Here is a 22,588-nt window from a genome sequence, read left to right as displayed (position 1 = left end):
GGGCTGCTGTTGAAACTGCTGATTCTCGATCGCGACGGGGTGATCAATTACGACTCCGACGCTTACATCAAGTCGGTGGAGGAGTGGATTCCACTCCCCGGTTCGATCGAAGCCATCGCGCAGTTGAGCAAGGCCGGCTGGACGGTAGCGGTCGCTACCAACCAGTCGGGCATCGCTCGCGGCTATTACGACATCGCCACCCTGGACGCCATGCACGAGCGCTTGCGCTCGTTGGTCGCGGAGCAGGGCGGTGAAGTCGGGCTGATCGTCTATTGCCCGCACGGGCCGGACGAAGGCTGCGATTGTCGCAAGCCGAAACCCGGGATGCTGAAAACCATCGCCGAGCATTACAACGTGTCGCTGACCCATCTTTGGTTCGTCGGCGACAGCCTTGGTGACCTGGAAGCCGCCAAAGCCGTCGATTCTCAGCCAGTTTTGGTAAAGACCGGGAAAGGCGAAAAGACTTTGGGCAAGACCCTTCCGGTGGGCACCTTGATTTTTGACGATCTGGCGGCGATTGCCGCAGAACTTATCCACAATTAGAGCGTTTCGAGATTCCTGACCAAGGATTGATCGGGATTGCGCTTTATATAGACGGGCAGAGCCCGCACGGTAAACGTCACCATGTCGATACTGCAGGCCATCAGAACATTCCTCTTTTATCTGTTGCTGGGCACCAGCTCTTTGCTCTGGTGCAGCCTGAGCTTTTTTATCGCGCCGTTTTTGCCGTTCAAGGCGCGTTATCGTTTTATCAACGTGTACTGGTGCCGCTGCGCCTTGTGGCTGAGCAAAGTCTTTCTGGGCATCAGCTACGAAATCAAAGGCGCCGAGAACGTGCCTGACCAGCCCTGCGTGATTCAATCGAACCACCAGAGCACCTGGGAGACGTTCTTTCTCTCGGCTTACTTCGAACCTTTGAGCCAGGTGCTCAAGCGTTCATTGCTGTATGTACCGTTCTTCGGCTGGGCCATGGCCATGCTGCGACCGATTGCCATCGACCGCGACAATCCGAAAGCCGCGCTTAAGCATGTTGCGAAGAAGGGCGATGAGCTGCTGAAGGATGGCGTCTGGGTGCTGATCTTCCCTGAGGGGACTCGCGTTCCTTTTGGCACTATCGGCAAGTTCTCGCGCGGTGGCACCGCGTTGGCCGTCAACGCCGAGCTTCCTGTCCTGCCGATTGCGCACAATGCCGGCAAGTTCTGGCCTAAAACCGGTTGGGCAAAGAAGCAGGGTGTCATCACCGTAATCATCGGCGAACCGATGTACGCCGTGGGCAGCGGGCCTCGCGCCATCGCTGATCTGAACGACCGGGTACAAGCCTGGAACGAGCAGATGCAACGGGAAATGGGTTCACTGCCAGCGGCCCCGGCAGCGCCGGCCGCAAATGATCAAGTGGCTGTCTGAGATTCTGTGGATAACCTGTGTACCGTTTTCTCGAAAAGCAGCAATATCGTTTTATAAGTTATTGATTTATATACATATTTCTTAAACACATAAAACACGGAAAATGGTGCATAAGTTTTTTTCGGGAGCAAAAAAACCGGCTGATATAGCCGGTTTTTTATGCCCGGAATTTGCGATTTTCCACTCCATGTACTAAAGGGAATGACGAACGAAATCCGGCGTGATCGCATGCGAAAAACAGGTAATAAAAAAGGCCAACGCTGAGCGTTGGCCTTTTTTGTTTTGGCAGGTTCGCTGAATCAGAAGTCCAGGTTCGAAACCGCCAGGGCGTTGCTTTCGATGAAGTCACGACGAGGTTCGACCGCATCACCCATCAGGGTGTTGAAGATCTGGTCCGCACCAATGGCGTCTTCGATAGTCACTTTGAGCATCCGGCGCTGTGCGGGGTCCATGGTGGTTTCCCACAGCTGATCCGGGTTCATCTCACCCAGACCTTTGTATCGCTGGATGGTGTGACGCTTGGTGCTTTCAGCCATCAGCCATTCAAGGGCTTCCTTGAACTCGGTGACCGGCTTCTTGCGCTCGCCGCGCTGGATGTACGCACCGTCGTCCAGCAAGGTGCTCAGTTGAGCGCCCAGCGAAACAACCGTCCGGTAATCGTTGCTGCCGAAGAAGTCGCGGTTGAACGTGACGTAGTTCGACAGGCCGTGGGAGATCAGTTCGACCTCTGGCAGCCAGACGTTACGTTCACGGTCTTCACGCAGGCTGGCTTTGTAGACCAGGCCGGACTTCTCGACGGTGCGCAGGCGAACTTCGTATTGAGCCAGCCAATCCTGCATCGCTGCATGATCGGACAGTTGATCCATGCTCACCGCAGGCAGGTAGATGAAGTGCTCGGTCAACTCCTGTGGGTACAGGCGCGACAGACGCTTGAGGGTCTTCATCACCAGACGGAAGTCATTCACCAGGCGCTCAAGCGCTGGTCCGGAGATACCCGGGGCATCTTCGTTCAGGTGCAGGCTCGCGTCTTCCAGGGCCGACTGCGTCATGTACTCTTCCATGGCATCGTCGTCTTTGATGTATTGCTCTTGCTTGCCTTTCTTGACCTTGTACAGCGGCGGCTGAGCGATGTAGATGTAGCCGCGCTCGATCAGCTCCGGCAACTGACGGAAGAAGAAGGTCAGCAGCAGGGTACGGATGTGCGAACCGTCGACGTCAGCATCGGTCATGATGATGATGTTGTGATAACGCAGCTTCGCAATGTTGTACTCGTCGCGGCCAATGCCACAGCCCAGCGCGGTGATCAAAGTGCCCACTTCTTGCGAAGAAATCATCTTGTCGAAGCGTGCTTTCTCGACGTTCAGGATCTTGCCCTTCAGCGGCAGGATGGCCTGGGTGCGGCGGTTACGTCCCTGCTTGGCGGAGCCACCAGCAGAGTCACCTTCCACCAGGTACAGTTCGGACAGGGCAGGGTCTTTTTCCTGGCAGTCAGCCAGTTTGCCCGGCAGGCCGGCGATATCCAGCGCGCCTTTACGACGGGTCATTTCCCGGGCTTTACGCGCCGCTTCACGCGCACGCGCCGCGTCGATCATCTTGCCGACGACCAGTTTGGCTTCGTTCGGGTTTTCCAGCAGGAAGTCGGAGAAGTACTTGCCCATTTCCTGTTCGACCGCGGTCTTCACTTCGGAAGAAACCAGCTTGTCTTTGGTCTGGGAGCTGAACTTCGGATCCGGTACTTTTACCGAAATGATCGCGGTCAGGCCTTCACGGGCATCGTCACCAGTGGTCGCGACTTTGTGCTTCTTCGCCAGACCTTCAGCTTCAATGTAGGTGTTCAGGTTACGCGTCAGTGCGGAACGGAAACCCACCAGGTGAGTACCGCCATCGCGCTGTGGAATGTTGTTAGTGAAGCACAACAGGTTCTCGTTGAAGCTGTCGTTCCACTGCAGGGCGATTTCCACGCCGATGCCATCTTCACGCTGGATGTTGAAGTGGAACACCTGATTGACCGCAGTCTTGTTGGTGTTCAGGTATTCAACGAACGCACGCAGGCCGCCTTCGTACTTGAACAGCTCTTCCTTGCCGCTGCGCTCATCCTTGAGGACGATGCCGACACCGGAGTTGAGGAAGGACAGTTCACGGATCCGCTTGGCCAGGATGTCCCAGCTGAAATGGATATTCTTGAAGGTTTCAGCCGAGGGCTTGAAGTGAATCTGGGTGCCCGTGCTTTCGCTCTCGCCAACGATCTTCATCGGCTCTTGCGGAACACCGTGGATGTACGTCTGTTCCCAAATCTTGCCGCTGCGGCGAACGGTCAGGATCAGTTCTTTGGACAGTGCGTTCACCACCGACACACCTACACCGTGCAGACCGCCGGAAACTTTGTAGGAGTTATCGTCGAACTTACCGCCGGCGTGCAGCACGGTCATGATGACCTCGGCTGCGGAAACGCCTTCTTCTTTGTGCACGTCTACCGGGATGCCACGGCCGTTGTCGCGAACGGTGATGGACTCATCCGGGTGAATGATGATGCTGATGTCGTCGCAGTGGCCGGCGAGAGCTTCGTCGATCGAGTTATCGACCACTTCGAATACCATGTGGTGCAGACCGCTGCCATCGTCGGTGTCACCAATGTACATACCGGGACGTTTGCGTACGGCATCCAGGCCTTTCAGCACTTTAATGCTCGTTGAGTCGTACGTATTTTCTTCGCTCAATGCCTTCACTCCCGATGGTCGTGGGTCTGGGTGATACGGCCCTGTTCCACGTGGAACAAAGCGACTGGCGTTTCCGTCTGCCAGCCTTCCCTCAATAATTCGTGATCTACACAGGTGATAAAGACCTGGCAGCGTAAGTCTTCCAGCAAGCGGCAAAGCGCGCGTCGGTGGTGCTCGTCCAGTTCCGACGGCAGGTCATCCACCAGATAAATACACTGTCCGCGTCGGGCCTGGCTAACCAGGTGCCCTTGGGCAATCCGCAATGCACAAACCACCAACTTCTGCTGACCCCGGGACAAGATGTCCGCAGCATTATGTGCGCCCAGTCTGAGACGCAAATCAGCGCGTTGTGGTCCGGCCTGGGTGTGACCCATTTGCTGGTCCCGTTGAAGGGACCCTGCGAGTACGGCACTCAGTTCGCGGTCTTTGTCCCAGCCTCGGTAATAGCTGAGGGTCAAGCCTTCAAGCTCGACCAGTTCGCTCAAGGTCTGTTCAAAGACTGGTTTCAAGGCTTTGATGTAGGCGCGGCGGTATTCATCGATTTCAGCGCTGGCCTGGCACAGTTCCCTGTCCCAAACCGCTTGCGAAACGGCGTCAAGTGTACCATGTCGCAGCCAAGAGTTTCTCTGGCGCAGAGCCTTCTGCAAGCGCTGCCAGGTGGACATAAATCGCGGTTCCACATGGAATACGCCCCAGTCGAGAAACTGTCGGCGTATCTTCGGCGCACCTTCAAGCAAGCGAAAACTGTCAGGGTTGATCAGCTGGAGTGGCAGGATCTCCGCCAGTTGCGCCGCGCTGCGGGCGTTCTGACCGTCGATGCGGATCTGAAACTCACCCTGACGGTCGCGCGAGATACCTAATGCGCTGTGTCCGCCCTCAGCCAACTCAACCTGGCCAAACACCGTGCACGCCAATTGCTCGTATTGAATGACCGGCAACAGACGGCTGCTACGGAACGAACGGGCAAGCCCCAGCAGATGAATGGCTTCCAGAACACTGGTTTTGCCGCTGCCGTTGGCGCCGTAAAGAATGTTGATTCGGGGGGAGGGGGAGAAGGTCACCGGGTGCAAATTGCGCACCGCGGTGACCGAGACGCGACTGAGCGACATCTAGCTTCTGCTGAACATGATTACAGACGCATCGGCATGACAACGTAAGCCGAGTCGTCGTTGTCGGATTCCTGCACCAGCGCACTGCTGTTGGAATCGGACAGGATCAAGCGCACTTGCTCGGTGGTCATCACACCCAGTACGTCGAGCAGATAGCTGACGTTGAAGCCGATTTCCAGATTGCCGCCGTTGTATTCAACGCCGACTTCTTCTTCCGCTTCTTCCTGCTCCGGATTGTTCGCCTGGATTTTCAGCTGACCGTTAGCCAGTTGCAGACGGATGCCACGGTACTTCTCGTTGGACAGAATCGCGGTGCGGCTGAAGGCTTCACGCAGCGCCTGACGGTCGCCGAGTACCAGCTTGTCGCCGCCTTTTGGCAGAACACGCTCGTAATCCGGGAATTTACCGTCGACCAGTTTCGAGGTGAAGGTGAATTCGCCGGTGGTCGCGCGGATGTGGTGTTGACCCAGGACGATGCTGACGATGCCGTCCGGCTCAGTCAGCAGGCGCGCCAGTTCGAGGATGCCCTTGCGCGGAACGATGACCTGATGGCGATCCGGCTGACCGATATCGGCCTGCATCGAGCACATGGCCAGACGGTGACCGTCGGTGGCCACGGCGCGAATGATTCCGGCCGAAACTTCCAGCAGCATGCCGTTCAGGTAGTAACGAACGTCTTGCTGGGCCATGGCGAAGCTGGTGCGTTCGATCAGACGACGCAGTTTACTTTGTTCCAGGCTGCAGGTCAGCGAGCCCGGGCCTTCTTCCACTGTCGGAAAATCGTTGGCCGGCAGGGTCGACAGGGTGAAGCGGCTACGACCCGCCTTCACCACCAGCTTCTGCTCATCGACCTTGATGTCGATCAGCGCATCGTTCGGCAGGCTCTTGCAGATGTCCATCAGCTTGCGCGCAGGCACGGTGATGGAACCAGGATCTGCCGGCTCTTCAAGTTGCACACGACCGACCAGCTCGACTTCCAGGTCGGTACCGGTCAGCGACAATTGCTGGCCTTCGACAACCAGCAGCACGTTGGAGAGCACCGGCAAGGTCTGTCGGCGCTCGACGACGCCTGCGACCAGTTGCAGGGGTTTCAACAGGGCTTCGCGTTGAATGGTGAAATGCATGGTCTAGTCCCTTGCCTTAATAAGCTGCGCTGGTGTTCATCAAGTGGTCAGTGTACGCAGCAGGTTCTTGTAGTCCTCGCGGATGTCCGCGTCGGATTCCTTAAGCTCGTTGATCTTGCGACAGGCGTGCAAAACAGTCGTATGGTCGCGGCCGCCAAACACATCGCCGATTTCCGGCAGGCTGTGGTTAGTCAACTCTTTGGACAATGCCATTGCAACCTGACGCGGACGTGCGACCGAGCGTGAACGACGCTTGGACAGCAGGTCGGAGATCTTGATCTTGTAATACTCGGCGACCGTGCGCTGAATGTTATCCACAGAGACCAATTTGTCTTGCAGCGCCAACAGGTCTTTCAGGGATTCACGAATCAGCTCGATGGTGATGTCGCGGCCCATGAAGTGCGAGTGGGCGATCACGCGTTTCAGCGCGCCTTCCAGCTCTCGGACGTTGGAGCGAATACGCTGGGCAATGAAGAACGCCGCGTCATGTGGCAGATCGACTTTGGCCTGGTCGGCCTTTTTCATCAAGATCGCCACGCGGGTTTCCAGCTCCGGCGGCTCGACGGCAACCGTCAGGCCCCAGCCGAAGCGGGATTTGAGGCGCTCTTCAAGGCCTTCGATTTCTTTCGGGTAGCGGTCACTGGTGAGAATGACCTGCTGGCCACCTTCAAGCAGGGCGTTGAAGGTGTGGAAAAACTCTTCCTGCGAACGTTCCTTTCGGGCGAAGAATTGAATGTCATCGATGAGCAACGCATCCACCGAACGGTAGAAGCGCTTGAATTCGTTGATGGCGTTCAGTTGCAGTGCCTTGACCATGTCGGCCACGAAACGCTCCGAATGCAGGTAAACGACCTTGGCATTCGGGTTCTTCTTTAGTAGGTGGTTACCCACAGCGTGCATCAAGTGGGTTTTACCCAAGCCGACGCCACCATAAAGGAAGAGCGGGTTGTAACCGTGCTTGGGATTGTCCGCCACCTGCCAGGCTGCGGCCCGGGCCAGTTGGTTCGACTTACCTTCGACGAAGTTTTCGAAGGTGAAGGTGCGATTCAGGTAACTGGTGTGCTTGAGCGCGCCTTCGACCTGCACCGTGCGTTGCTCGGAGCGAATCGGAGCTTGCTGCGAGCTGGCGCCGGCCATCGGGTCGAAGCTGTCGCGAGACGGCTCTTCATTGATCTCGGCCACTTTTTGCGTCGCGCGCTTGGTCGGTGCGCTGGCAGTCGGCGCTGGCGCCGGAGCGCTGACAGGTGCTTGAGCAGCCTGGGCCTGAGAGGCAGCGGCAGCCAACGGCGCATTTGGCGCGGCGCGCGGTGCCGAACTGCGTTTGCTGCCTATTAATAAGGACAGCACCGGCGCCAAGCCGTTGCCATGCTCATCCAGCAGTTCAAGAACGCGGCCCAGGTACTTTTCGTTGACCCAGTCGAGAACAAAACGATTCGGTGCGTAGACACGCAGCTCGTCGCCTTCGGCTTCGACCTGTAGTGGACGGATCCAAGTGTTGAATTGTTGGGCAGGCAGCTCTTCGCGCAAAAGCTCCACGCACTGCTGCCAAAGTTCCACTGACACGGATATCCCCTAAGTTGAAAGCCGGTGAGGCAAAAACAAGCGGCCATTGTAGCGACCAGACGCTGACTTATCCACACGTAGCTGGAGCACTGAACAAGAAGAATCAATGTTTTATACGCAAAAAAGACGACCAGCGGTCTGTGCATAAGCCCTGTGGATAACCGGGTCTAAGGTCGTTGCACAAGTAGGGGGGAAATTCGGTGGATAACCAGCCTGTGGATAACAAGCCCTTTCACCCACAGGTTATCCGACAGCGCAGCACAGGCTGCCCCCTGTTTTCCACGGTAGTTGTCATTCTCTGTACAGCCCGTAATATAAGGCCTGGAGCTAGTTATCCACAGATGGTCGCCTGCCTAGCTTTTATAAGCTTTACAGAAAAGCTTTAAATAATTCCTTTCTTATTTCTATTTCTAACGAAGGGTTAATCACGAACAAAACCTCCTCAGATCTATTTATAAGGAAACGCTGGTTGGAAATTGACCTAGAGGCTTGCTTTCTCTAGAATCCCCGGTCTCTTAAAACGGGGGCCATTCCGGCCCGTTGTGGACGAACCAGGTAACACGACAATGAAACGTACTTTCCAACCAAGCACTATCAAACGCGCTCGTACCCACGGTTTCCGTGCTCGCATGGCTACCAAGAACGGCCGTGCCGTTCTGTCGCGTCGCCGCGCCAAAGGTCGTGCGCGTCTGGCAGTTTGATAAGCCGGCACTGGAGGTGAGTCAGGACTTCAGTCGGGAAAAGCGTCTGCTTACTCCCCGGCATTTCAAGGCAGTCTTTGACTCCCCTACCGGCAAGGTTCCGGGGAAAAATCTCCTGCTCCTTGCGCGCAACAACGATCTTGATCACCCCCGTCTCGGGTTGGTTATCGGGAAAAAGAGCGTAAAGCTCTCCGTCGAGCGCAATCGCCTCAAACGTCTGATGCGCGAATCGTTCCGTCTGCACCAGGATTCACTGGTCGGCTGGGACATCGTTATCGTCGCGCGCAAAGGTTTGGGTGACGTAGAAAACCCCGAATTGATTCAGCATTTCGGCAAACTCTGGAAGCGTCTGGCACGCAGCACGCCAGTACCAGCAGTCAAAACCGAAACTGTAGGGGTAGACAGTCCCGATGCGTAAACTGGCACTCGTTCCGATCCAGTTTTACCGCTATGCCATTAGTCCCCTGATGGCCAACCACTGTCGCTTCTACCCCAGTTGTTCCTGCTACGCGTTAGAGGCCATAGAAAATCATGGTCTTCTGCGCGGTGGCTGGCTGGCCTTTCGTCGTTTAGGTCGCTGTCATCCGTGGAATCCCGGTGGTTATGACCCGGTTCCACCTATCCCTACCTCCCGTTCTTCTTCGATGGCCGAGTAATCATGGATATCAAACGCACGATCCTGATCGTCGCCCTGGCAATCGTGTCCTACGTTATGGTTCTTAAATGGAACCAGGACTATGGCCAGGCTGCCCTGCCGACTCAGAATGTTGCTTCCAGTACTACCGCACCGGGCCTACCGGATACGGCTACTGGCAATAATGCTTCTGTCAGTGACGACATTCCACGCGCCGCAAGCGATACCAGTGCCGCTGCACCTGCTGAAACGCCAGTAGCTGCAAGCAAAGACCTCATCCAGATCAAAACGGATGTGCTCAACCTGGCCATCGATCCACAAGGTGGTGATGTTGCCCAGCTGACGCTGCCGCTGTATCCACGTCGCCAGGACCATCCGGAAATCCCGTTCCAGTTGTTCGATAACGGCAACGAGCGGACTTATCTGGCTCAAAGCGGTTTGATCGGCACCGACGGTCCGGACGCAAGTCCTGCCGGTCGTCCGGTTTACTCCTCGGAGAAGAAGGTTTATCAGCTGGCTGACGGTCAGGACCAATTGGTCGTAGACCTGAAGTTCAGCAAGGACGGCGTCAACTACATCAAGCGTTTCACACTGAAACGCGGCCTGTATGACGTAACCGTTTCCTACCTGATCGACAACGAAAGCGCCAAGCCTTGGTCAGGCGCGATGTTCGCCCAGCTGAAGCGTGACGCCAGCTCCGATCCTTCTTCCAGCACTGCCACCGGCACCGCGACTTACCTGGGCGCCGCCCTGTGGACAAGTAACGAGCCGTACAAGAAAGTGTCGATGAAGGACATGGACAAGGCTCAGCTGAAAGAAACCGTCAACGGTGGTTGGGTTGCCTGGTTGCAACACTACTTCGTGACCGCGTGGATTCCGGCGAAGGGCGAAAACAATGTCGTCCAGACCCGTAAAGACAGCAAAGGCAACTACATCATCGGCTACACCGCCCCGGCATTGACTGTTGCGCCAGGTGCGAAAGCTGAAGTCAGCGCTGTTCTGTACGCCGGCCCGAAAAGCCAGGCAGTGCTGAAAGAGTTGTCCCCAGGTCTGGAACTGACCGTCGACTACGGCATCCTGTGGTTTATTGCCCAACCCATCTTCTGGTTGCTGCAACATATCCACGCCATCGTCGGTAACTGGGGCTGGTCGATCATTTTCCTGACCATGCTGATCAAGGGTTTGTTCTTCCCTCTGTCCGCCGCCAGCTACAAATCCATGGCACGCATGCGTGCAGTGGCACCGAAACTGGCCGCGCTGAAAGAGCAACATGGCGATGATCGGCAGAAAATGTCGCAAGCCATGATGGAGCTGTACAAGAAAGAGAAGATCAATCCGCTGGGTGGTTGCTTGCCAATCCTCGTGCAGATGCCGGTTTTCCTATCGCTGTACTGGGTTCTGCTGGAAAGCGTTGAAATGCGCCAAGCGCCGTTCATGCTGTGGATTACTGACCTGTCGATCAAGGATCCGTTCTTCATTCTGCCGATCATCATGGGCGCCACCATGTTCATCCAGCAGCAGTTGAACCCGACACCTCCGGATCCGATGCAGGCCAAGGTGATGAAGCTGATGCCAATCATCTTCACCTTCTTCTTCCTGTGGTTCCCGGCTGGTCTGGTGCTGTACTGGGTAGTGAACAACTGCCTGTCCATCACTCAACAGTGGTACATCACTCGTAAAATCGAACGGGCTACCAAAGCAGCCGCTTGATTTACACTGTGGATAACCACTCAAAACGCCCCCTAGTGGGGCGTTTTGCTATCTGTCACTTTTGTCTGGATACCGGTTTATGAGCGTTCCTCGTGAAACCATCGCAGCTGTCGCCACCGCCCAAGGTCGCGGCGGTGTGGGCATCGTCCGTATTTCCGGACCGTTGGCGAGCCTTGCGGCCAAGGCCATCAGCGGTCGGGAGTTGAAACCGCGGTTTGCCCATTACGGCCCGTTCCTCAGTGGTAACGGAGAGGTGCTGGACGAAGGCATTGCGCTGTATTTCCCGGGACCGAACTCCTTTACCGGCGAAGACGTGCTGGAACTGCAGGGACATGGCGGGCCGATTGTTCTGGATATGTTGCTCAAGCGTTGTCTGGAACTGGGTTGTCGTCTCGCCCGTCCCGGCGAATTCAGTGAACGGGCCTTCCTCAATGACAAACTCGACCTGGCTCAGGCAGAAGCCATCGCCGACTTGATCGAGGCGAGTTCTGCACAAGCGGCTCGAAACGCGCTGCGTTCCTTGCAAGGTGCATTTTCTCTGCGTGTGCATAACCTCACCGAGCAACTGATTGGCCTGCGTATCTATGTCGAGGCCGCCATCGACTTTCCAGAGGAAGAAATCGACTTCCTTGCCGATGGTCATGTCTTGGCCATGCTCGACAAAGTGCGCGATGAATTATCCACAGTACTTCGCGAAGCCGGGCAAGGCGCATTGCTGCGTGACGGCATGACTGTGGTGATTGCCGGTCGGCCGAATGCTGGTAAATCCAGCCTGTTGAATGCCTTGGCGGGTAGGGAAGCAGCGATCGTGACTGAAATTGCCGGCACTACCCGGGACATTCTTCGCGAACATATCCACATTGATGGCATGCCGCTGCACGTCGTTGATACCGCTGGTCTGCGAGATACCGACGATCACGTGGAAAAAATCGGCGTAGAACGCGCACTGAAAGCAATCGGCGAAGCGGATCGCGTGTTGCTGGTCGTCGATGCGACGGCACCTGAAGCCTTGGACCCTTTCGCGTTGTGGCCGGAATTCCTCGAAATCCGCCCGGATCCCGCGAAAGTCACGCTGATTCGTAACAAGGCTGATCTGACGGGGGAAGCGATTGCCCTGGAAGTCAGTGAAGATGGCCACGTCACCATTAGCTTGAGTGCCAAGTCAGCAGGCGAAGGCCTGGAGTTACTGCGCGACCATCTGAAGGCCTGCATGGGTTACGAGCAGACGTCGGAAAGCAGCTTCAGCGCACGCAGGCGTCACCTTGAGGCCCTGCGTCATGCCAGTGCATCCCTTGAGCATGGCCGCGCGCAATTGACCCTGGCAGGTGCCGGCGAGCTGTTGGCCGAGGATTTGCGTCAGGCTCAGCATTCGCTGGGTGAAATCACCGGTGCATTCAGCTCCGATGACCTGTTGGGACGAATCTTTTCCAGCTTCTGCATCGGTAAATAACCCTTCCGTTGTCCACAGACAGGCCATTCGCGCCTGTCTGTCCCCTCTTTTTGAAAAATCTTCCCTCAGTGCCGAGCAGATAATTTCTGCTTCAGCGGTTTTTCTTTGTCCGGAATTTACCTTATGGGCGCTTTTCTGTGGATTAAGCCCTGTGAATAAGTGCCTCTAAGGGCAGTTGATAACAGGGCCTGAAAACTGAAGATAACCGTCTCTGTGGATAACCATGCCTTTCATCCACAGGCTTAAACCGGTTATCCAAGGGTCTCTTTGCCATATGACCACAGGGTTTTGAATCTCTGTACACATTGAATTTAAAGGTCTGTAGCAATCTATCCACAGAAAGGTGGCTCAGTAGAAATAAACATAAAAACAAAGATTTAATAAATTTCTCTCTTTTTAATTTCTATAACCCCGACTTCTCCACAGCTGGTTAAATTTTGTGCAAAGGGTTCTTTAGGAAGGGCGAAGTCCCTATACTTGTCGACCAGGTCCAGAAACCTGAGCTCAAACTATTCCTGATTACCTAACTGAAGCAGGCACGAGGTGCGTGGTGGATTTCCCTTCCCGTTTTGAAGTGATCGTCATCGGCGGCGGTCATGCCGGTACCGAGGCAGCACTGGCCTCAGCACGTATGGGTGCAAAAACCCTGTTGCTGACGCATAACGTGGAAACCCTCGGAGCAATGAGTTGCAACCCCGCCATTGGTGGGATCGGTAAAAGCCACCTGGTTAAAGAAATCGACGCCCTTGGCGGCGCGATGGCCATGGCCACCGACAAAGGTGGTATTCAATTTCGCGTGTTGAACAGCCGCAAAGGCCCGGCCGTGCGTGCAACTCGCGCTCAGGCAGACCGGGTTCTGTACAAGGCCGCTGTCCGCGAAGCATTGGAAAACCAGCCGAACCTGTGGATATTTCAACAAGCCGCTGATGACCTGATCGTCGAACAGGAACAAGTGCGCGGTGTTGTCACCCAAATGGGTCTGCGTTTCCTCGCGGATTCCGTGGTGTTGACCACTGGCACCTTCCTCGGCGGACTTATCCACATCGGCATGCAGAATTACTCCGGCGGCCGCGCCGGTGATCCGCCATCGATCGCCCTGGCTCACCGTCTGCGTGAATTGCCGTTGCGTGTGGGTCGTTTGAAAACCGGTACGCCGCCGCGTATCGACGGTCGTTCTGTGGATTTCTCGGTAATGACCGAGCAAGCAGGCGATACCCCGATCCCGGTGATGTCGTTCATGGGCTCCAAAGAGCAACACCCGAAACAGGTGAGCTGCTGGATTACCCACACCAACGCCCGAACCCACGAAATCATTGCCGCGAACCTCGATCGATCGCCGATGTATTCCGACGCGGGATTGATCGAAGGCATCGGCCCGCGTTATTGCCCGTCGATCGAAGACAAGATTCACCGCTTTGCCGACAAGGAAAGCCATCAGGTCTTTATCGAGCCGGAAGGTTTGACCACCCACGAGCTGTACCCGAACGGGATATCCACATCCCTGCCGTTCGACGTGCAATTGCAGATCGTGCAATCGATCCGTGGCATGGAAAACGCGCACATCGTGCGTCCGGGCTACGCCATCGAGTACGACTATTTCGACCCACGTGACCTGAAATACAGCCTGGAAACCAAAGTGATTGGCGGGCTGTTTTTCGCCGGTCAAATCAACGGCACCACTGGTTACGAAGAAGCCGGCGCCCAGGGTTTGCTGGCCGGCGCCAACGCCGCACTGCGTGCACAGGGCAAAGACGCCTGGTGCCCGCGTCGCGACGAGGCGTACATCGGCGTATTGGTCGACGACCTGATTACCCTCGGTACTCAAGAGCCGTACCGGATGTTCACGTCCCGTGCCGAGTACCGCCTGATCCTGCGTGAAGACAACGCCGACCTGCGTTTGACCGAAAAAGGTCGCGAGTTGGGTCTGGTCGATGACGCGCGTTGGACGGCGTTCTGCAAGAAGCGCGAAAGCATCGACCTGGAAGAACAACGTCTGAAAAGTACCTGGGTTCGCCCGGGCACCGAGCAGGGCGACGCGATTTCAGAGAAGTTCGGTACGCCGCTGACCCACGAATACAATTTGCTCAACCTGCTGAGCCGTCCTGAAATCGACTACGCTGGCCTGATTGCCGTGACCGGTGGGGGCGCAGAAGATCAACAGGTCGCCGAACAGGTCGAAATCAAGACCAAGTACGCCGGTTACATCGACCGTCAGCAGGATGAAATCGCACGCCTTCGAGCCAGCGAAGACACCAAACTGCCTGTGGATATCGATTACACAAACATTTCCGGTCTCTCCAAAGAGATCCAGAGCAAGCTCGGCGCGACCCGTCCTGAAACCTTGGGCCAGGCGTCACGTATCCCGGGCGTCACCCCGGCGGCCATTTCGCTGTTGATGATTCATTTGAAAAAACGCGGCGCGGGCCGTCAGTTGGAGCAAAGCGCTTGAGTTCGTTGGTCACCTCGCAACACGCCGAAGAGTTATCCACAGGTGCTCGCCAGCTCGGTGTCACACTGACAGAAACCCAGCACGCGCAATTGCTGGGTTATCTGGCCCTGTTGATCAAATGGAACAAGGCCTACAACCTGACCGCCGTGCGCGATCCGGACGAAATGGTCTCTCGCCACCTGCTCGATAGTTTGAGCGTGATGTCGTTCATTGAAAACGGTCGCTGGCTGGACGTTGGCAGCGGTGGCGGCATGCCGGGTATTCCGTTGGCCATCCTGTTTCCCGAGTCCCAAGTGACTTGCCTGGACAGCAACGGCAAGAAAACCCGCTTTCTGACCCAGGTCAAACTCGAACTCAAACTGGATAACCTGCAAGTTATCCACAGTCGCGTCGAAGCCTTCCAGCCTGCACAGCCATTCAACGGGATTGTTTCCCGGGCGTTCAGCAGCATGGAAAACTTCAGTAACTGGACTCGCCACCTCGGCGATGCCAATACACGCTGGCTGGCAATGAAGGGCGTTCATCCGGCCGATGAGCTGGTAGCATTGCCGGCAGACTTCCACCTCGATAGCGAACATGCCCTGGCCGTCCCTGGTTGCCAAGGCCAACGCCATCTGCTGATACTGCGCCGCACGGCATGATTGGGAACACAAGCAAGAATGGCTAAGGTATTCGCGATTGCGAACCAAAAGGGTGGTGTGGGTAAAACCACCACCTGCATCAACCTCGCAGCTTCCCTGGTCGCTACCAAGCGTCGGGTGTTGCTGATCGATCTCGATCCACAGGGCAACGCCACCATGGGTAGCGGTGTGGATAAACACGGTCTGGAAAATTCGGTCTACGACCTGCTGATCGGCGAATGCGACCTGGCCCAGGCCATGCACTACTCCGAGCACGGTGGTTACCAGCTGTTGCCGGCCAACCGCGACCTGACGGCGGCCGAAGTTGTTCTGCTGGAAATGCAGATGAAGGAAAGCCGCCTGCGCAGTGCATTGGCGCCGATCCGTGAAAACTACGATTACATTTTGATCGACTGCCCACCGTCGTTGTCGATGCTCACGCTGAACGCACTGGTAGCCGCCGATGGGGTAATTATCCCCATGCAGTGCGAATACTTCGCGCTCGAAGGTTTGAGCGACCTTGTGGATAACATCAAGCGCATCGCCGAACTGCTGAACCCGAACCTGAAAGTCGAAGGCCTGCTGCGGACCATGTATGACCCACGCCTGAGCCTGATGAACGATGTGTCTGCGCAGCTTAAGGAACACTTTGGCGAGCAGCTCTACGACACCGTGATTCCGCGCAACATTCGCCTGGCCGAAGCGCCAAGTTATGGTATGCCGGCATTGGCATACGACAAAACATCACGGGGCGCCATTGCCTATCTCGCCTTGGCAGGCGAAATGGTTCGCCGTCAGCGCAAAAACTCACGCACCGCCGCCGCTCAGGCAACTTAAGGAATCCCCATGGCCGTCAAGAAACGAGGTCTCGGACGTGGACTGGATGCACTGCTGAGTGGTCCGACAGTCAGCTCGCTGGAAGAACAAGCGGTGCAAGCTGACCAGCGTGAGCTGCAGCACCTGCCCCTGGACCTGATCCAGCGCGGCAAGTACCAACCCCGCCGGGATATGGATCCTCAAGCGCTGGAAGAGTTGGCGCAGTCGATCAAGGCCCAGGGCGTGATGCAGCCGATCGTGGTTCGCCCGATTGGCAGCGGGCGCTTCGAAATCATTGCCGGTGAACGCCGCTGGCGCGCGAGCCAGCAGGCTGGCCAGGAAACCATCCCGGCGATGGTTCGCGATGTGCCGGATGAAACGGCTATTGCCATGGCGCTTATCGAGAACATCCAGCGCGAAGACCTCAATCCGATCGAAGAAGCCGTCGCGTTGCAGCGTTTGCAGCAGGAATTTCAGCTGACTCAGCAACAGGTTGCGGAAGCGGTGGGCAAATCCCGCGTGACCGTGGCCAACCTGCTACGCTTGATCGCGTTGCCGGAAGTTATCAAAACCATGCTGTCGCACGGTGACCTGGAAATGGGTCATGCGCGTGCTTTGCTCGGTTTGCCGGAGAATCAACAGGTAGAAGGGGCGCGACATGTTGTCGCACGGGGGCTGACAGTGCGCCAAACTGAAGCACTGGTTCGCCAGTGGTTGAGTGGTAAACAGGAGCCTGCCGAACCGGTAAAACCGGACCCGGATATAGCCCGACTCGAACAGCGCCTGGCCGAACGCCTAGGCTCTGCGGTGCAGATTCGCCACGGTAAGAAGGGGAAAGGGCAGTTGGTCATTGGGTACAACTCCCTCGACGAACTCCAAGGTGTGCTCGCACACATTCGTTGAAACATTTCCTCATGTAGCGTGCAGTCGGAAATCACTACCTGACAGTTGAATAGGGGCTGAACCGCCCCTATACTCTGCGCGCATTTTGTCGGCACAAATTATGCCAAGTTATTGATTTCTGGCAGCCGACCATTGGAGAGTAAACGTGATGGAAAGACGCACGCCAAACCGCTTGCCGTTCCATCGCCTGGCAGTTTTTCCGGTGTTAATGGCTCAATTTGTCGTTTTGCTGATAGCTGCTTTGGCGCTTTGGCAATGGCATGGAGTCGTTGCCGGGTACTCAGGACTTTGCGGAGGCCTGATAGCCTTGCTTCCCAATGTTTATTTCGCTCACAGGGCATTTCGGTTTTCCGGCGCCCGAGCAGCTCAAGCCATCGTCCGGTCATTTTATGCCGGCGAGGCGGGCAAACTGATTTTGACGGCAGTGCTCTTTGCATTGACGTTTGCAGGTGTGAAGCCATTGGCGCCGCTAGCTGTATTCGGCGTCTTCGTGTTGACCCAACTGGTCAGCTGGTTCGCGCCCCTGCTGATGAGAACAAGACTTTCGAGACCTTAGGGCGTTTGAGGCAACCATGGCAGAAACAACCGCTTCGGGCTATATCCAGCACCACTTGCAGAACCTGACTTTCGGTCAGCTCCCAACTGGCGGGTGGGGTTTTGCCCACACCGCAGCAGAAGCCAAGGAAATGGGCTTCTGGGCTTTCCACGTCGATACCCTCGGCTGGTCGGTCGCGTTGGGTCTGATCTTCGTACTTCTTTTCCGCATGGCGGCAAAGAAGGCGACTTCAGGTCAGCCTGGTGCTTTGCAGAACTTCGTTGAAGTATTGGTCGAATTCGTCGATGGCAGCGTGAAAGACAGCTTCCATGGCCGTAGCCCGGTGATTGCACCGCTGGCACTGACCATCTTCGTCTGGGTGTTCCTGATGAACGCCGTCGACCTGATCCCGGTCGACTGGATTCCTCAACTGGCCATCCTGATCACTGGCGACCATCACATTCCGTTCCGTGCAGTGTCGACCACTGACCCGAACGCGACCCTGGGCATGGCCTTGTCGGTGTTCGCGCTGATCATTTTCTACAGCATCAAGGTCAAGGGCATCGGCGGCTTCATCGGCGAACTGACCCTGCACCCGTTCGGCAGCAAGAACATTTTCCTGCAAGCGCTGCTGATCCCGGTGAACTTCCTGCTGGAATTCGTCACCCTGATCGCCAAGCCAATCTCGCTGGCACTGCGTCTGTTCGGCAACATGTACGCCGGCGAGCTGGTCTTCATTCTGATTGCTGTGATGTTCGGCAGCGGTCTGCTCTGGCTTAGCGGCCTGGGCATTGTTCTGCAGTGGGCGTGGGCTGTGTTCCACATCCTGATCATCACCCTGCAGGCGTTTATCTTCATGATGCTGACCATCGTTTACTTGTCGATGGCGCACGAAGAGAACCATTAAGGCCAGTCTCGACTAGTCTGATGTCCCACTCGGTCAAACGATTGGGTGCCCGAACAGGGCTATGAAACGATTTGTTTTACCGCTTTAAAATCTAAAAAACCTAAACCATACGACGTAAAAGTCGGGAGGAAAGATGGAAACTGTAGTTGGTCTAACCGCTATCGCTGTTGCACTGTTGATCGGCCTGGGCGCACTGGGTACCGCAATTGGTTTCGGCCTGTTGGGCGGCAAGTTCCTGGAAGGCGCAGCGCGTCAGCCAGAAATGGTTCCAATGCTGCAAGTTAAAATGTTCATCGTTGCCGGTCTGCTCGACGCCGTAACCATGATCGGTGTTGGTATCGCTCTGTTCTTCACCTTCGCGAACCCATTCGTTGGTCAACTCGCTGGCTAATTACTCGAACCTTCGAGTAATTGGTGTGATGTGTAACGAACGAGCGAGGTGTTGGCGTGAACATTAATGCAACCCTGATTGGCCAGTCCGTTGCGTTCTTCATTTTTGTACTGTTTTGCATGAAGTTCGTGTGGCCTCCGGTCATCGCGGCTTTGCACGAACGTCAGAAGAAGATTGCGGATGGACTGGACGCTGCCGCCCGAGCAGCTCGCGACCTGGAATTGGCCCAAGATAAAGCGGGTCAACAACTGCGCGAAGCTAAAGCTCAGGCAGCCGAAATCATTGAGCAAGCCAAGAAACGCGGTAACCAGATCGTTGAAGAGGCTGTTGAAAAAGCCCGTATCGACGCTGACCGTGTGAAGGTTCAGGCTCAGGCCGAGATCGAGCAGGAACTGAACAGTGTCAAAGACGCGCTGCGTGCCCAATTGGGTAGCCTGGCAGTCTCCGGCGCCGAGAAGATCCTGGGTTCCACAATCGATCAAAACGCGCACGCGGAGCTGGTAAACAAACTGGCTGCTGAAATTTAAGCGAGGGCGATCATGGCAGAATTGACCACGTTGGCCCGACCTTACGCTAAGGCAGCCTTCGAGCACGCCCAGGCCCACCAGCAACTGGCCTCTTGGTCAGCCATGCTCGGCCTGGCTGCAGCAGTGTCGCAAGACGACACCATGCAGCGCGTGCTCAAGGCCCCGCGACTGACGAGCGCAGACAAGGCCGCCACGTTTATTGACGTGTGCGGCGACAAGTTTGATGCCAAGGCACAGAACTTCATCCACGTCGTTGCCGAAAACGACCGTCTCCCGCTGTTGCCGGAGATCGCCGCTCTGTTCGACCTGTACAAGGCTGAACAAGAGAAGTCGGTAGACGTTGAAGTGACCAGTGCTTTTGCATTGAACCAAGAACAGCAAGACAAACTCGCCAAGGTTCTCAGTGCACGACTCAACCGGGAAGTGCGCCTGCAAGTCGAGGAAGACAAATCCCTTATTGGGGGCATTGTCATCCGCGCCGGCGACCTGGTTATCGATGGCTCGGTTCGCGGCAAACTCGCGAGCCTTGCCGAAGCATTGAAATCTTGAGTTTGAAGGGGCAGCAGAGCAATGCAGCAACTCAATCCTTCCGAAATAAGTGAAATTATCAAGGGCCGCATCGACAAGCTCGATGTGACCTCCCAAGCCCGTAACGAAGGCACTGTCGTCAGCGTATCTGACGGTATCGTGCGGATTCACGGTCTGGCCGACGTCATGTACGGCGAGATGATCGAGTTTCCGGGCGGCGTCTTCGGCATGGCCCTCAACCTTGAGCAAGACTCTGTAGGCGCCGTTGTATTGGGCTCCTACCAGTCTCTGGCTGAAGGCATGAGCGCCAAGTGCACCGGCCGCATCCTCGAAGTTCCGGTTGGTAAGGAACTGCTGGGTCGCGTAGTCGACGCACTGGGTAACCCGGTTGACGGCAAAGGTCCGCTGAACAACACCTTGACCGATGCGGTCGAGAAAGTTGCTCCAGGCGTGATCTGGCGTAAGTCGGTAGACCAGCCTGTACAGACTGGCTACAAGGCTGTCGATGCCATGATCCCAGTCGGCCGTGGCCAGCGTGAGCTGATCATCGGTGACCGTCAGATCGGTAAAACCGCTCTGGCGATCGACGCGATCATCAACCAGAAAGACAGCGGCATTTTCTGCGTCTACGTAGCCATTGGTCAGAAACAATCGACCATCGCCAACGTGGTTCGCAAGCTGGAAGAAAACGGCGCACTGGCTAACACCATCGTCGTGGCTGCGAGCGCTTCGGAATCTGCAGCACTGCAATTCCTGGCACCGTACTCCGGTTGCACCATGGGTGAATTCTTCCGCGACCGCGGTGAAGACGCGCTGATCGTTTATGACGATCTGTCCAAGCAAGCAGTGGCTTACCGCCAGATTTCCCTGCTGCTGCGCCGTCCACCAGGCCGTGAAGCTTACCCAGGCGACGTGTTCTATCTCCACTCCCGTCTGCTGGAGCGCGCATCCCGCGTTTCGGAAGAGTACGTAGAGAAGTTCACCAACGGCGCAGTGACCGGCAAAACCGGTTCCCTGACCGCACTGCCGATCATCGAAACCCAGGCTGGCGACGTTTCCGCGTTCGTTCCGACCAACGTGATTTCCATCACCGACGGTCAGATCTTCCTGGAATCGGCCATGTTCAACTCCGGGATCCGTCCTGCTGTGAACGCCGGTGTTTCGGTATCCCGTGTGGGTGGTGCCGCTCAGACCAAGATCATCAAGAAGCTCTCCGGTGGTATCCGTACCGCTCTGGCTCAGTACCGTGAACTGGCGGCATTCGCCCAGTTCGCTTCTGACCTGGACGAAGCGACCCGTAAGCAACTTGAGCATGGTCAGCGCGTTACCGAGCTGATGAAGCAGAAGCAATACGCACCAATGTCGATCGCTGACATGGCGCTGTCGCTGTATGCCGCTGAGCGCGGGTTCCTGACTGACGTCGAAATCACCAAGATCGGCAGCTTTGAACAAGCGCTGATTGCTTTCTTCAACCGCGATCACGCCGATTTGATGGCGAAGATCAACGTGAAGGGTGACTTCAATGACGAAATCGACGCTGGCATGAAAGCCGGTATCGAGAAGTTCAAGGCCACCCAAACCTGGTAAGCCGCAGCGGGAGCCGCAAGGCTCCCGCTTGCTAACCTGATAGGTGTTACATGGCAGGCGCAAAAGAGATTCGCAGTAAGATTGCGAGCATCAAAAGCACGCAAAAGATTACCAGCGCCATGGAAAAAGTGGCGGTCAGTAAAATGCGCAAGGCACAAATGCGCATGGCTGCTAGCCGTCCTTATGCGGAGCGCATCCGCCAGGTTATTGGTCATTTGGCCAACGCTAACCCGGAATATCGCCACCCGTTCATGATCGACCGTGAAATCAAGCGTGTTGGTTATGTCGTCGTGAGCAGTGACCGTGGTCTGTGTGGTGGCTTGAACACCAACCTGTTCAAGGCCTTGGTCAAGGACATGGCGAAAAACCGTGAAAACGGCGTCGAGATCGATCTGTGTGTTGTTGGTAGCAAGGGTGCGGCTTTCTTCCGCAACTTCGGCGGTAACGTCGTAGCAGCTATCAGCCACTTGGGTGAAGAGCCGTCGATCAATGATCTGATTGGCAGCGTCAAGGTGATGCTGGATGCCTACCTGGATGGTCGTATCGACCGTCTGAGCGTTGTGTCCAACAAGTTCATCAACACCATGACGCAGCAGCCTACCGTGGAGCAGTTGATTCCATTGGTGGCAACCCCGGATCAAGAACTCAAGCACCACTGGGACTATCTCTACGAACCGGACGCCAAAGAGCTGCTTGACGGCTTGATGGTTCGCTACGTGGAGTCGCAGGTCTACCAGGCGGTGGTCGAGAACAACGCGGCTGAACAAGCTGCGCGGATGATCGCGATGAAGAACGCTACCGACAACGCCGGTGATTTGATCAGCGATTTGCAGCTGATCTACAACAAGGCGCGTCAGGCTGCGATCACCCAAGAGATCTCGGAAATCGTCGGCGGCGCTGCCGCGGTTTAACG

22 protein-coding genes are annotated in these 22,588 nt (G+C 56.2%); 18 read left to right on the top strand and 4 right to left on the bottom strand.

The features are described from left to right. Positions 1 to 3 precede the first annotated feature (3 nt). Positions 4 to 543: a D-glycero-beta-D-manno-heptose 1,7-bisphosphate 7-phosphatase gene (gene gmhB, locus EAH78_RS02785; RefSeq protein ID WP_170219098.1), complete on the top strand. Its 540-nt coding sequence runs from the start codon at positions 4 to 6 to the stop codon at positions 541 to 543. An 81-nt stretch (positions 544 to 624) separates the two neighbouring features. Further along, on the top strand, positions 625 to 1,404 hold the full coding sequence (locus tag EAH78_RS02780; RefSeq protein ID WP_140665246.1) for a lysophospholipid acyltransferase family protein: 780 nt from the start codon (positions 625 to 627) through the stop codon (positions 1,402 to 1,404). A 299-nt stretch (positions 1,405 to 1,703) separates the two neighbouring features. Here the strand turns inward: EAH78_RS02780 and gyrB are convergent, their stop codons facing one another. From gyrB to dnaA, 4 genes are read right to left on the bottom strand one after another with little or no spacing between them, the layout of a single operon-like run. Then, positions 1,704 to 4,121 carry a DNA topoisomerase (ATP-hydrolyzing) subunit B gene (gyrB, locus tag EAH78_RS02775; RefSeq protein ID WP_140665241.1) on the bottom strand — a complete coding sequence of 806 codons (2,418 nt, stop codon included), beginning with the start codon at positions 4,119 to 4,121 and terminating at the stop codon, positions 1,704 to 1,706. Between the two features lie 5 nt (positions 4,122 to 4,126). Beyond that, positions 4,127 to 5,230 carry a DNA replication/repair protein RecF gene (recF, locus tag EAH78_RS02770; RefSeq protein ID WP_008007898.1) on the bottom strand — a complete coding sequence of 368 codons (1,104 nt, stop codon included), beginning with the start codon at positions 5,228 to 5,230 and terminating at the stop codon, positions 4,127 to 4,129. Between the two features lie 20 nt (positions 5,231 to 5,250). Further along, positions 5,251 to 6,354 carry a DNA polymerase III subunit beta gene (dnaN, locus tag EAH78_RS02765; protein WP_017341709.1) on the bottom strand — a complete coding sequence of 368 codons (1,104 nt, stop codon included), beginning with the start codon at positions 6,352 to 6,354 and terminating at the stop codon, positions 5,251 to 5,253. A gap of 39 nt (positions 6,355 to 6,393) precedes the next feature. Next, positions 6,394 to 7,917: a chromosomal replication initiator protein DnaA gene (dnaA, locus tag EAH78_RS02760; RefSeq protein WP_140665236.1), complete on the bottom strand. Its 1,524-nt coding sequence runs from the start codon at positions 7,915 to 7,917 to the stop codon at positions 6,394 to 6,396. A gap of 566 nt (positions 7,918 to 8,483) precedes the next feature. On the opposite strand from dnaA, the gene rpmH reads away from it, so the two are divergent. The 16 genes from rpmH to atpG all read left to right on the top strand — a co-directional run bounded on the left by rpmH (position 8,484) and on the right by atpG (position 22,586). Continuing rightward, positions 8,484 to 8,618 (top strand): 50S ribosomal protein L34, encoded by a 135-nt coding sequence (gene rpmH, locus EAH78_RS02755; RefSeq protein WP_003213577.1) that lies wholly within the window; start codon positions 8,484 to 8,486, stop codon positions 8,616 to 8,618. A gap of 16 nt (positions 8,619 to 8,634) precedes the next feature. Next, positions 8,635 to 9,036 carry a ribonuclease P protein component gene (rnpA, locus tag EAH78_RS02750; RefSeq protein ID WP_027926203.1) on the top strand — a complete coding sequence of 134 codons (402 nt, stop codon included), beginning with the start codon at positions 8,635 to 8,637 and terminating at the stop codon, positions 9,034 to 9,036. After that, on the top strand, positions 9,029 to 9,274 hold the full coding sequence (gene yidD, locus EAH78_RS02745) for a membrane protein insertion efficiency factor YidD (protein ID WP_077430980.1): 246 nt from the start codon (positions 9,029 to 9,031) through the stop codon (positions 9,272 to 9,274). Before rnpA ends, yidD begins: the two co-directional genes overlap by 8 nt. A 2-nt stretch (positions 9,275 to 9,276) precedes the next feature. Then, the gene (yidC, locus tag EAH78_RS02740; RefSeq protein ID WP_140665229.1) at positions 9,277 to 10,962 is read left to right on the top strand and encodes a membrane protein insertase YidC; all 1,686 of its coding nucleotides are present in this window, start codon (positions 9,277 to 9,279) and stop codon (positions 10,960 to 10,962) included. Between the two features lie 79 nt (positions 10,963 to 11,041). Next, positions 11,042 to 12,412, top strand: coding sequence for a tRNA uridine-5-carboxymethylaminomethyl(34) synthesis GTPase MnmE (gene mnmE, locus EAH78_RS02735; RefSeq protein WP_140665224.1), 1,371 nt, complete (start codon positions 11,042 to 11,044; stop codon positions 12,410 to 12,412). 550 nt (positions 12,413 to 12,962) lie between these two features. Next, positions 12,963 to 14,861, top strand: a complete 1,899-nt coding sequence (mnmG, locus tag EAH78_RS02725) for a tRNA uridine-5-carboxymethylaminomethyl(34) synthesis enzyme MnmG (protein WP_140665221.1) — start codon at positions 12,963 to 12,965, stop codon at positions 14,859 to 14,861. Further along, the gene (rsmG, locus tag EAH78_RS02720; protein WP_140665216.1) at positions 14,858 to 15,502 is read left to right on the top strand and encodes a 16S rRNA (guanine(527)-N(7))-methyltransferase RsmG; all 645 of its coding nucleotides are present in this window, start codon (positions 14,858 to 14,860) and stop codon (positions 15,500 to 15,502) included. Before mnmG ends, rsmG begins: the two co-directional genes overlap by 4 nt. Before the next feature lie 18 nt (positions 15,503 to 15,520). Then, positions 15,521 to 16,318: a ParA family protein gene (locus EAH78_RS02715; RefSeq protein WP_027926208.1), complete on the top strand. Its 798-nt coding sequence runs from the start codon at positions 15,521 to 15,523 to the stop codon at positions 16,316 to 16,318. A gap of 9 nt (positions 16,319 to 16,327) precedes the next feature. Beyond that, positions 16,328 to 17,200 carry a ParB/RepB/Spo0J family partition protein gene (locus EAH78_RS02710; RefSeq protein WP_008027541.1) on the top strand — a complete coding sequence of 291 codons (873 nt, stop codon included), beginning with the start codon at positions 16,328 to 16,330 and terminating at the stop codon, positions 17,198 to 17,200. A 148-nt stretch (positions 17,201 to 17,348) separates the two neighbouring features. Further along, positions 17,349 to 17,756, top strand: coding sequence for a F0F1 ATP synthase subunit I (locus EAH78_RS02705; protein WP_027926209.1), 408 nt, complete (start codon positions 17,349 to 17,351; stop codon positions 17,754 to 17,756). Between the two features lie 16 nt (positions 17,757 to 17,772). After that, positions 17,773 to 18,642: a F0F1 ATP synthase subunit A gene (gene atpB, locus EAH78_RS02700; protein WP_140665213.1), complete on the top strand. Its 870-nt coding sequence runs from the start codon at positions 17,773 to 17,775 to the stop codon at positions 18,640 to 18,642. Positions 18,643 to 18,775: 133 nt separating this feature from the next. Further along, a complete protein-coding gene (gene atpE / locus EAH78_RS02695; RefSeq protein WP_002555987.1) occupies positions 18,776 to 19,033 on the top strand; it encodes a F0F1 ATP synthase subunit C in 258 nt (85 codons plus the stop codon). Between the two features lie 56 nt (positions 19,034 to 19,089). Then, positions 19,090 to 19,560, top strand: a complete 471-nt coding sequence (locus tag EAH78_RS02690; protein ID WP_007948090.1) for a F0F1 ATP synthase subunit B — start codon at positions 19,090 to 19,092, stop codon at positions 19,558 to 19,560. 12 nt (positions 19,561 to 19,572) lie between these two features. Then, positions 19,573 to 20,109 carry a F0F1 ATP synthase subunit delta gene (locus tag EAH78_RS02685; protein ID WP_109626976.1) on the top strand — a complete coding sequence of 179 codons (537 nt, stop codon included), beginning with the start codon at positions 19,573 to 19,575 and terminating at the stop codon, positions 20,107 to 20,109. A gap of 21 nt (positions 20,110 to 20,130) precedes the next feature. Then, positions 20,131 to 21,675 carry a F0F1 ATP synthase subunit alpha gene (gene atpA / locus EAH78_RS02680; RefSeq protein WP_140665210.1) on the top strand — a complete coding sequence of 515 codons (1,545 nt, stop codon included), beginning with the start codon at positions 20,131 to 20,133 and terminating at the stop codon, positions 21,673 to 21,675. A 50-nt stretch (positions 21,676 to 21,725) separates the two neighbouring features. Then, positions 21,726 to 22,586, top strand: coding sequence for a F0F1 ATP synthase subunit gamma (gene atpG, locus EAH78_RS02675; protein ID WP_054048164.1), 861 nt, complete (start codon positions 21,726 to 21,728; stop codon positions 22,584 to 22,586). Positions 22,587 to 22,588 lie beyond the last annotated feature (2 nt).

This window comes from Pseudomonas arsenicoxydans (assembly GCF_006438915.1).
Taxonomy (GTDB): Bacteria; Pseudomonadota; Gammaproteobacteria; order Pseudomonadales; family Pseudomonadaceae; genus Aquipseudomonas; species Aquipseudomonas arsenicoxydans_A.
This window is presented reverse-complemented; position numbering and strand designations above follow the sequence as displayed.